The organism is Aestuariivita sp. (genome assembly GCF_021404545.1).
In the GTDB taxonomy this organism is placed as follows: Bacteria; Pseudomonadota; Alphaproteobacteria; order Rhodobacterales; family Rhodobacteraceae; genus Aestuariivita.
The window spans coordinates 1-10,039 of the sequence record NZ_JAAWWD010000028.1 but is presented as its reverse complement, the minus strand read 5'-3'; the positions used below and the strand labels follow the sequence as shown (position 1 = coordinate 10,039).

Sequence of the window (10,039 nt, the reverse complement as noted above, 5' to 3'; positions counted from 1 at the left end):
AACAGGATGAATCACAAATCAGCATTCATGGGAATCCCAACGATTCAGGTTTTCGGCCGGACGCTTTAGCGCGCGAATTACACCCCTTGGGTAACGGTCTTTCCGTGAACACGGGGCCAGGCCGAACCGGGAGCCTTGGGCGCTGAACCCGGTATGGCCTTAGAGGGGCCCGCCACTGGGCGAGGGTCGATTGGGCAGAGAAAAAGCCACCCGCCCGCTGGGCGCCAAGGGGACAGGGCCGACGGGTCACGCGGCGGTCGGTTCTGTCCGCCACCCGGCGCACGCATCGCCTTCAATGCGGCTTGCGATCCTCTGCCTTAATCAACGCTTCAACCTCATCCAAGGCCCGTTCGGCATCATCGGGATCCTCCGAGGGCACAGCATAGCCACCGTTGAACCAGCGCGCCAGATCGACATCCGCGCAGCGCTTGGAACAGAACGGGCGAAACCTCGGCTCTGTTTCGGCCTGACAAATGGGACAGCTCATCCGATCACCTCACTTAACGGGATGCGCGCGCGTTTGCGCTGCAACTCATAATGGCCAAGCGGAGTCCATCCGGCCAGTACCGTTTCCACCTCATCGGCGCGAAACGCGGCGCGAAGTGCGGCCTCAAACCCCCGGCGATCCTTTTTGGCCATGGGCGCCAGATCCAGCGTGATCTGTCCCGCCAATCCACGTATGCGCAGCGCCCGAGGGAGCGCCCGCGCAGCCGCGATATTCGCTTTGAGACCGGACGCAAAGGATCCATCCGCTCCAGTATTGATGTCGACAGCGACCAGGGCCCGGGTCGGCTCTACGAACATCGACGCCTGCGCGCCCAAAGGCACCCGCGCATCGCGTGCCGCGGCAACGGCATCGGTCGCACCATGGGTATCGAACGCGCCCGGGTCTTGGACAATCTCGGCCGGATCGCTCCAATCGCGCCAGGCAAGCTGCCAGGGATCATCGCCCAGCACCAATACCTCTGCATGGTCGCTCAGATCGGCCATCACGGTATCCGCCATGGTCCGCATTTCCGCGATGTCGGCGGCAATGTCATCCGCATCCGCCCCCGCACAGGCCGAGCGCAGGATCAACCCCATGTCCTCACCCTCCATCCCCTCATGTGCCAGCACAAGCAGACGGTCACGCTCGTCATCGTCACGAATGCGGCGCGAGATGTTCAGACCCGGCGCGTGCGGTGTGACAATCGCATAGCGGCTCTTGAAAAGGACCCGCGTCGTTACCGGGATGGCTTTGCCGGGCTCGGCGTAACCCGTCACTTGGATGGTGAGCGTCTCACCCTGCCTGATCCCCTTGGCCTGGCGCAGATAAGCTGCGCCATCAGGGGTTTTGAGAAACACGCCACCTTGCCCTTTGACGGGGCGGTCGGCGACGGCGCGATAGATCGTACCGGGCGCAGGCGCATCGGCTTCGACAAGCAGATCGTCCAGTTGCCCATCAACCATAAGGGCCGCAGCCTTGCGCGCCCCCAGATGATCCAACAGGATGCTCCGCCCCTTCACGAGATCCCCCAGACCGGATATCCCGCCGCCTGCAAAAGGCCCGCCGTCTCGGTCAAAGGCAGGCCGACAATCCCGGTGAACGAACCGCTGATCCAGGGAATAAACCCGCCCGCAGGTCCCTGAATGCCGTAACCGCCGGCCTTTCCCTGCCAGTCACCGGTGGCGATATAGGCGTTCACTTCGCGATCCGAAAGGCATTTCATCCGCACTTGGCTCACCACGTCTTTCTCCCATATCCGCTCACCCCGGCGCACTGCCACAGCCGTGATCACGCGGTGCCTGCGTCCCGACATCAGATGCAGGAACTGCGCCGCCTCGCCCGCATCGGCAGGTTTGCCCAGAATACGGCGGCCCAGCGCCACGGTGGTATCGGCGCAAAGGACAATCTCATCCACACCGGCCACGACCGCTTCGGCCTTTTGCCGCGCCATGCGCGCGCAATAGGGGCGCGGAAGCTCGCCTTTGATCGGGTCTTCGTCGATATCCGGGGGGCGGATATCCTCTGCTTCCAGGCCGATCTGAGCCAGAAGCGCGCGCCGACGCGGGCTGCCCGATCCCAGGATCAGGGCGGGTTTGTGCAATTGGCTGGTCATTGGGGACCCCGGAATGAAGGGCCGGTCAAAGGCCCAGTCCTTGAAAGCTAATCGCTGGCCACGACATGGCCAAACATCATCGCGCCCAGACTCGTTTCAGGGTGACGGGTCGCAATTTGCTGCGCAAATCGCTGTCCCCGCACTGCGCGACCCCGCGGGTCGCGCTACTTGAACCGGTAATTGATCCGCCCTTTGGTCAGATCGTACGGCGTCATTTCAACTTGTACCTTGTCGCCTGCCAGAACACGAATGCGGTTCTTACGCATCTTTCCTGCCGTATGCGCGATGATCTCATGGCCATTCTCAAGCTCGACCCGAAACGTCGCATTGGGCAGGAGTTCCTTCACGACACCGGGAAATTCGAGCGTATCTTCCTTGGCCATGGTCTCTCCTTCTCTCATTCGCCCGCCAATCTGCGAGCGCGCCTTTAAATGGGGCCAATCCGCACATTTTTCAAGGACGTTCTGCGCGCAGCGGTATGGTTGTGACGGATTGAACGCGGCTGGGTTGATCTTCCCAATGGGCGCGGTTCAAGACATCACCGTCACGGCGCACTGCGGCAATAGCCTGCAGATCGATCTGTGCATAGGTCCAGCCGCACTGGCCGATCTCGCCCACAGCCAGAACACCCGAGGGAGGAAACCCCCTGTCAGGCGGGCCGAAAATGCCGCCCGCGCCAGTTGTGATGTCGACGGCCTCCGACCAATCGGCTTTGCCCACCAGTGAGGACATGACAGTGATGCATTGCCCTTCCAACGCGCGGGCCATAGCCCCGATTCGCACCCGCCAATAGCCCGACAACGCGTCGGTGCACGAGGGCACCAGAATGATGTCGGCCTCCGCCAGCGCGCGCGCCAGCAAGGGGAATTCCGCATCATAACAGATCAGCACGCCGATCCGCCCCAGATCGGTCTCGAAAATCCGAAGCGGCCCGCCCGGCGCGACATCCCAGGGCTCCCGCTCGAAGCGGGTCATGATCTGCTTGTCCTGCACGCCCACCGCACCCTCTGGCGTAATCAGGCGCGCGCGATTAACGGGGCGAGGATTGCCTGCGGCAGGGCCGGAGGCGGCAAGGATATGCACGCCATAATCCGCCGCCAGTCGCTGATGAACCGCATCGGCGCGCGCCAGACGGTCGGCCACCGCGTGCAGGGAGCCTTCCAGATCACCCGCGACCTCCGGCCCCGCCAGCGTCGCCAACTCCATCGCGCCATATTCGGGAAATACCAGCAACTCCGCTCCGGCCCCCGCGGCCTCCGCAACCCAGGCGGCAAGCTTGTCCTCGTACGCCTGCCAGCTTTCCAGTACATCCAACGCATAGGCCGCAGCCGCCACTTTCATCGTCTCGCTCCCTGCTTCTTCTGGCCTGGAAATATCCCCGCCGGAGGCACAAAACAAAAAGAATGCGCGCAAAGCGCGCGCCTTTGGATCACGTCACGCCTCTTCAAGCCGCCTGATCCAGAACTGCAACGGTTTTGCGGTCTCTGCTGCCTGTCCCAGATCCTTCCAGCTAAATGACGCAACCGCACCCGAAAGAGGCCGATATCCGCGCGCGGTCCAGAATGTGTCAAGCGGGCGGTAGGCTTTCGGCCGATCGGGATGATCCGCAGGGCGTTCCACTGCACAAAACGCCGACCAAACGTACCCCATCCGTCGCGCATGCGCCTCGCGCAGATCAAAAAACCGATGCCCTATGCCCTGGCTGCGGTAAGAAGACAATAAAACCGATTCCGCACAATAAAACACCTCCTCCAATGCCATGGCCTGCCCCGCGAACGCCGCCGCGAGATCAACGGCATGATCGCCCAGTGGCGCGCCGGTGGACGCCCCCACCAATCGCGCGCCGTCATAAGCCCCCACGAGGATCGCCCGCGCGCTGTCCCGGTATGCCTGCAAATAGGTGCGCTCATAAGCCTGATCGCCATCATAGAGATAAGGCCAGTCGCGAAACACTTCGATCCGCAGCCGTGCGACATCCTCCAGCGCAGCCGCCAGCGCCGCGCCGGTCAGCACGCGGGTTTCGATCACGACACCTGGCCGATCCAGTCGGCCAGATTGTAATAGGTCGTCACCCGCGAAATCCGGCCGTCGCGCAGATCAAAAAAGGACCCGGCAGGCAGGCAATAGGTCTGGCCTTTGGCTTCGGGCAGGCCGTCATCGGTCTTGAGGTAAGTGCCGTTCACGATGTATTCCGCCGCAGCCCGGTCACCGGTCTGAAAGATGACCATATCGGTCAGCTCTTCACGGTAGGTCCCGCGCATATGCATGCAGAACCTCTCAAACAGCTCTTTTCCGACGCGCACCTTCCCCTCGTTCACGTGATGCGCGACATCGTCAGTCAGACAGTCCAGCATCCCCGCCACATCGGCTGCATTAAACGCCGCGAAATACCTGTCGACAACCGCACTCATTGCACCTCCGTGGGCTCGCCCCATTTTCCCGTCAGTTTTCCGATGATCTGATCGCGGGCCTGGCGATAGGCGTTCAGCTTGGCCTCCCGCGTTTCACCCAAACCCGATGGATCAATGATCGGCCAGTATTCCACCGTCAGATGATAGAACCGTGTCAGTTCCAGCGCGCGGCGCTGGCTCGCGGGCGAGAGCGCGATCACCACGTCAAACGAACTCAGATCGTCGCCCCACTCCTCCATCTCGTCAAACGAGCGCGAACGGTGCCGCGACAGCTCCACATTCATCTCCTGACAGACCGCGATGGAAAAGCCGTCGATTTCCATGTCGTTGTAGACGCCAACCGACTGAACATAGGTACCGGTGCCGAAAAACTTCTTCATGATCCCTTCCGCCATCGGTGACCGGACTGCATTGTGGTCGCAGCAAAACAGCACCGATTGAGGGAGGGGTTCGGTCACCTCAGCCCCCGAAATGCAGAACGCAGATCAGGGTAAAGAGACGGCGCGCGGTGTCGGTGTCGATCTCGGCCTTGCCTTCCAGCCGTTCTTGCAACACCCGGCTGCCTTCGTTGTGAATCCCGCGCCGCGCCATGTCGATGGTCTCGATCTGGCTGGGCGGCAGGTTCTTGACCGCGTCGAAATAGCTTTCGCAGATCTGAAAATAGTCTTTGACCACCTGCCGGAACGGGCTGAGCGAGAGATGGAACTCGGCCGCCTTGTCGTCAGCCTCGGTCAGCAGATCAAAAACCAGCCGCTTGTCGCGGATGGACAGGTTCATCTTGTAAGGGCCCTCGGGCACCTGCCGGTCCTCGCGCTGCGGCAGCACAAAGGTGTTGTCTTCAAGCAGGTCAAAGATCGCCACTTTTCGTTCCTGTTCGATCTCCGGCGTCGGAGGAGGCAGGCCCGCGTCATCCAGCTCGATCTCAATAATGCGCGACATCATACTCACCTGTTCAACCTGTCCAATCTTGCAAGCACGGACATGCCATGCGCCTCAAGGCTTTCCGATTGCGCCAGCCGCGCAGCCGCGGGGCCAATAGCACGCAACGCGTCCGGTGTCATCCGCGCCAATGTGGTGCGTTTAAGGAAATCCATCACCGACAGCCCCGACGAAAACCGGGCCGAGCGCGCGGTGGGCAACACATGGTTCGGCCCGCCCACGTAATCGCCGATCGCTTCGGGCGTCCACTGACCCAGAAAGATCGCACCGGCATGCGTGCAACCGGCCGCCAACGCGTCGGGATCGGCCACGCATAGCTCCAGATGCTCGGGCGCGATCCGGTTTGACAGCGCCACGGCCTCGTCCATATCGCGCACGGTGACAATCGCGCCAAAATCGCGCCAGCTGGCCCCGGCGATGGCCCGACGTTCGAGCGTTTGCAACCGCGCCTCGACCGCTTCGGCCACCGCCCGACCAAAGGCGGCATCATCGGTGATCAAGAGGGCCTGGGCGCTTTCGTCATGCTCGGCCTGGCTCATCAGATCCAGGGCGATCCAGTCGGGATCGTTATCTGCGTCTGCAATGACCAGTATCTCGGACGGGCCCGCGATCATGTCGATGCCCACCTTGCCAAAGACCCGCCGCTTGGCCGCCGCGACGAACGCATTGCCGGGCCCGGTGATCTTGTCGACCGGCGCGATAGTGTCGGTGCCATAGGCCAGCGCCGCAATCGCCTGCGCACCACCGATGCGATAGATTTCATCCACGCCCGCGATCCGCGCCGCAAGCAGCACCAGCGGGTTTACCACACCGTCCGGCGTGGGCACCGCAATGGCCAACCGTTCAACACCCGCGACCTTGGCCGGGACCGCGTTCATCAGGACCGACGACGGATAGGAGGCCAACCCGCCCGGCACATAAAGCCCCGCCGCCGACACCGCCGACCAACGCCAGCCCAGCATGGCACCCGTCTCGTCTGTCCAATGCGTGTCTGTCGGCATCTGGCGCAGGTGATATGCACGAATGCGCCGAGCGGCCAATTCAAGCGCTTGCGCATCCTCGGAACCGACCCGGGCGCATTCGGCCGCAATCTCCTCCGCGGAAAAAGCCAGGCGTTCAGGGGTCAGCGAAAGCCGGTCGAACCGTTGTGTAAGTTCGATAACAGCGGCATCGCCACGCGCCCGTACATCCGCGATGATGTTCGCCACGACCGCGTCCACGTCCGGGCTGTCTTCGCGCTTGGCACCCAGAAGGGCCGCAAAGCGGGCGTCGAAATCGGGCCGGGAGGTATCGAGAAATTGTACCATGGCAAGGCTTTACTCCAGCGGTCCCCAAGCCTCAACGGTCAAGCATCTTGACGTAGAAGAAATCGTCCTGTGGCACGCCGTCCAATATGATCGCGCGCGGCTGAACTCCAAAGCGTTCAAACCCGTTGCGCTCATAAAACCGAATGGCGCGCGGATTATCCTCTGCCACCGACAACTCAAGTTGCGTGGCGCCACGACGACGCGCTTCGGCTTCGATCGTGTCGATGAAAAGCTGCGCCGCATCCGACCCCCAATGCGTCTCGACGACATAGAACGCGCCCAGCTCCATCCGGTGCGCACAGGCCTGCTGCTGCATCGGTCTCAACGACCCGATGCCGATCATCTCATGCGACAGAAAGAGCCCGCGCCAGGTGCCTCCAGACAAGGCCGCCCGATCCACCGATGAGGGGCGCGCGCGTTGTTCTCCGGCGGTGGTCAGAAAGGCCGCCGGGTAACGCTCCAGCGCGTCAAGCCGCAGCCGCCGCCAATCGGGCTGATCGGCCGGGGTGAGAGTGCGGACTTCATGGCGCATCGCTCAGGCCCCGTGATCGGGTGTTTTGCCAGATGGCGCGCGATAGGGTTTCGTGACATCCTTGAGCGTGACCTCCAGCGCCTCTACCTCAAGGCGGATCGCCCCATCCCCGGCCAACGTGATCAGGACATGGCCAGCACCCTCCTCGGCCGGCTCCCACGCGACAGAAAGAAGCGACAGCACGAGGTCCCGATCCGATCGGTCGATCCCCTGGCTGGCCACGCGCTGGACCTGATCCACGGCCAGCACCGACTGCACCCGTTCGGCACCGTGGCGATCGCGGCCCGCATCCTCCCATCGGAACCGGTTGAGCAAAAGCGCGAACCGCCTTTCCCGAGGCCGCCAGGTCATTTCGGTCACGGGAAAGATGGCATCCTGAACGAGGCTCGAGAGAACCTTGAGATCCTCCTCCTCCATCGCGCCCAGGTGCAGAGGGGCCTCATGTCCGTCCTCAAAACGTGCGTCTGTCACGTCTCCCGTACCCGTTCGATCAGGGCGCCCACGCCCTTGAGCTTGCCCACCACATGCTCATAGCCGCGGTCAAGGTGATAGACCCGGCTGACCACCGTCTCACCTTCCGCCGCAAGGCCGGCCAGGATCAGGGAAACGGAGGCGCGCAGATCGGTGGCCATCACCGGCGCGCCCTTGAGCCGTGGCACGCCCGTGACGGTCGCTGTGCCGCCATGCACGTCGATCTGCGCGCCCATGCGCATCAGTTCCGGCGCATGCATGAAGCGGTTCTCAAAGATCTGCTCCTCAAGCACGCTTACCCCGTCCGCCGTGCACAAAAGCGCCATCATCTGGGCCTGCAGATCGGTGGGAAAGCCTGGGAACGGCTCGGTTGTCACATCGACCGCCTGGATCCCGTTGCCATTGCGCGAGACCTTCAGACCTGCGTCGGTCTCATTGATATGAACGCCAGTCGCCTCAAGCTTTTGGCAAAATGCCTCCACCAGATCGCGGCGCCCGCCGACCAGTTCAACCTCTCCGCCCGCAATGGCAGGAGCCAGCATATAGGTGCCCAGTTCGATCCGGTCGGTGACCACGGGATGGGTGGCGCCATGCAACCGATCCACACCCTGAATGGTGATCGTCTCGGTGCCCTCGCCGTCGATCTGCGCCCCCATCTTCCTCAGGCACTGGGCGAGATCCACGATCTCGGGCTCTTTGGCGGCGTTCTTGAGAACCGTGGTACCCTTGGCCAGGGTCGCGGCCATCAACGCGTTTTCCGTCGCCCCCACCGATACGAACGGAAACGCGACCACGCCTCCTTTAAGCCCGCCCGGAGCGCAGGCATGGACATAGCCGTCCTTGAGTTCCAGTTCCGCGCCCATCGCCTCCAGTGCCTTGAGATGCAGATCGACAGGCCGCGCTCCAATCGCGCACCCCCCGGGCAGCGAGACGACGGCGTGCCCCTCCCGCGCCAGCATCGGCCCCAAGACCAGGATCGAGGCGCGCATTTTCCGAACGATATCGTAATGCGCTGTGTGGTTGTCGATTGCATGGCTCGACATCGCAATCACCTGCCCGTCTTGCAGGCTGGTCACCTCGGCACCCAGCGATTGGAGCAGAGCCGTCATCGTCTGGATATCGCTGAGCCGCGGTGCATTGGTCAGCGTCAGCGGCTCCTCACTCAGCAGTGTTGCGGGCATCAGCGTGAGACAGGCATTCTTGGCCCCCGCAATCGGGATCTGCCCCGAAAGCGCCCCGTTTCCCGTGACTATGATCTGATCCATTGCTTTACCCTTTGGCCTTGCCTGTTTTTGCTGCCTCGGCGCTGCTGTCATCTGTGTTGCGCGCCCGTGCCTGCGCCTTGCGCCGGGCCAGATTGGCCTTGAGCGCCGCCTTGAGCCGATCTTCGCGGTTTTTTCCCGGTCTTGCCGGTTTCTCAGGTGGTGTATTCTGCGCCATATAGCCTGTCTATCCCAGCGGCAGCACAGCGTCCAGATTACGCTTGCGCGCCTACAAGATTGGGTCTAATAGGCCGCCCACGGCGCTGCTGTAGCTCAGAGGTAGAGCACTCCCTTGGTAAGGGAGAGGTCGAGAGTTCGATTCTCTCCAGCAGCACCATAGCAGAACTGGCTTTCTGCATCTCCCCCTAAAGCTTTGAACGGGAACGACAAAGCGGCAGTTCTAGCACCCTTATTTCGGTGGTATTCGATTGGCTCCACAAACGCCAGTTTCAGCACCAATCTACGGGCTGCGGTAGTTCCCTGATCCCATATTTCAAAGGGGTTCGATAGGAGACGAAACGCCAGTTCTAGTTTTTCTTCGAACGCCCCATCTGGTTCGGCTTGTTGGGCTAGGTTTTCAACCATTAGCGCCTTCTGTTTTTCGAGCGTAACCACCTTCTCCTCGTAGCGCCGAATGATGATTTCGTTTTCAGTCGACATGATACGGGCAAGAACGGTCTCGGTTTCTTTCTCGAGACGCTGAATTTCACGTTTGGCGGAGGCTTGGATGTTTTTTACCTGCGCGCGTCTTGCGCCCCACGCGGCTTTGAACATAGCCGTCGCCATCTCAATCAGCTTTGGAGCAGGTTGAAGTAACTTGACCATCTCTCCAACCTCCCCTTCGAGCTTGTCACGCGGCACAGACTTTCCGTAGGCATCGCAACCTTGGGTCTGACAAAGTTAGCAAGCGTACTTCTTAGTGAGACCTATGAACCGCGCCGGGTTTGCCGGAGGCTGATTGATCTTAGTTACGCGGCCATGTTTGCTCTTTCCAGAGCCGCGTAGACGTTTGCCTCGG

At 61.8% G+C, this 10,039-nt stretch carries 14 protein-coding genes and 1 tRNA gene; 1 reads left to right on the top strand and 14 read right to left on the bottom strand.

The genetic code is table 11. The annotated features are described in order from the left end of the window. Positions 1-292: 292 nt before the first annotated feature. The 14 genes from yacG to HEP69_RS09035 form a co-directional block, all read right to left on the bottom strand. On the bottom strand, positions 293-487 hold the full coding sequence (gene yacG, locus HEP69_RS09100; protein WP_290558201.1) for a DNA gyrase inhibitor YacG: 195 nt from the start codon (positions 485-487) through the stop codon (positions 293-295). Further along, entirely contained in the window at positions 484-1,506 is a 1,023-nt protein-coding gene (locus HEP69_RS09095; protein WP_290558200.1) for a ribonuclease E/G, read from the bottom strand. Before HEP69_RS09095 ends, yacG begins: the two co-directional genes overlap by 4 nt. Further along, a complete protein-coding gene (locus HEP69_RS09090) occupies positions 1,503-2,099 on the bottom strand; it encodes a nucleoside triphosphate pyrophosphatase (RefSeq protein ID WP_290558199.1) in 597 nt (198 codons plus the stop codon). Before HEP69_RS09090 ends, HEP69_RS09095 begins: the two co-directional genes overlap by 4 nt. A 164-nt stretch (positions 2,100-2,263) precedes the next feature. Beyond that, a complete protein-coding gene (gene infA / locus HEP69_RS09085) occupies positions 2,264-2,482 on the bottom strand; it encodes a translation initiation factor IF-1 (RefSeq protein WP_005978431.1) in 219 nt (72 codons plus the stop codon). 70 nt (positions 2,483-2,552) lie between these two features. After that, a complete protein-coding gene (locus HEP69_RS09080; protein WP_290558198.1) occupies positions 2,553-3,440 on the bottom strand; it encodes a carbon-nitrogen hydrolase family protein in 888 nt (295 codons plus the stop codon). A gap of 93 nt (positions 3,441-3,533) precedes the next feature. Then, positions 3,534-4,127, bottom strand: coding sequence for a GNAT family N-acetyltransferase (locus HEP69_RS09075; RefSeq protein WP_290558197.1), 594 nt, complete (start codon positions 4,125-4,127; stop codon positions 3,534-3,536). After that, positions 4,124-4,510 (bottom strand): ketosteroid isomerase-related protein, encoded by a 387-nt coding sequence (locus HEP69_RS09070; protein ID WP_290558196.1) that lies wholly within the window; start codon positions 4,508-4,510, stop codon positions 4,124-4,126. Before HEP69_RS09070 ends, HEP69_RS09075 begins: the two co-directional genes overlap by 4 nt. Further along, positions 4,507-4,968 (bottom strand): low molecular weight phosphatase family protein, encoded by a 462-nt coding sequence (locus HEP69_RS09065; protein WP_290558195.1) that lies wholly within the window; start codon positions 4,966-4,968, stop codon positions 4,507-4,509. Before HEP69_RS09065 ends, HEP69_RS09070 begins: the two co-directional genes overlap by 4 nt. A gap of 1 nt (position 4,969) precedes the next feature. Next, positions 4,970-5,449 (bottom strand): UPF0262 family protein, encoded by a 480-nt coding sequence (locus HEP69_RS09060; protein WP_290558194.1) that lies wholly within the window; start codon positions 5,447-5,449, stop codon positions 4,970-4,972. A 5-nt stretch (positions 5,450-5,454) separates the two neighbouring features. Continuing rightward, entirely contained in the window at positions 5,455-6,756 is a 1,302-nt protein-coding gene (gene hisD, locus HEP69_RS09055; RefSeq protein ID WP_290558193.1) for a histidinol dehydrogenase, read from the bottom strand. A 31-nt stretch (positions 6,757-6,787) separates the two neighbouring features. Further along, the gene (locus HEP69_RS09050; protein WP_290558192.1) at positions 6,788-7,288 is read right to left on the bottom strand and encodes a GNAT family N-acetyltransferase; all 501 of its coding nucleotides are present in this window, start codon (positions 7,286-7,288) and stop codon (positions 6,788-6,790) included. Positions 7,289-7,291: 3 nt separating this feature from the next. Further along, positions 7,292-7,759, bottom strand: coding sequence for a DUF2948 family protein (locus HEP69_RS09045; protein WP_290558191.1), 468 nt, complete (start codon positions 7,757-7,759; stop codon positions 7,292-7,294). Then, complete coding sequence (gene murA, locus HEP69_RS09040; protein ID WP_290558190.1) at positions 7,756-9,024, bottom strand: UDP-N-acetylglucosamine 1-carboxyvinyltransferase; 1,269 nt, start codon at positions 9,022-9,024, stop codon at positions 7,756-7,758. The genes HEP69_RS09045 and murA overlap by 4 nt, the downstream gene beginning before the upstream one ends. 4 nt (positions 9,025-9,028) lie before the next feature. Next, positions 9,029-9,199: a hypothetical protein gene (locus tag HEP69_RS09035; protein ID WP_290558189.1), complete on the bottom strand. Its 171-nt coding sequence runs from the start codon at positions 9,197-9,199 to the stop codon at positions 9,029-9,031. Positions 9,200-9,283: 84 nt separating this feature from the next. On the opposite strand from HEP69_RS09035, the gene HEP69_RS09030 reads away from it, so the two are divergent. Continuing rightward, positions 9,284-9,358: transfer RNA gene (locus tag HEP69_RS09030), tRNA-Thr, on the top strand. Positions 9,359-10,039: the final 681 nt, after the last annotated feature.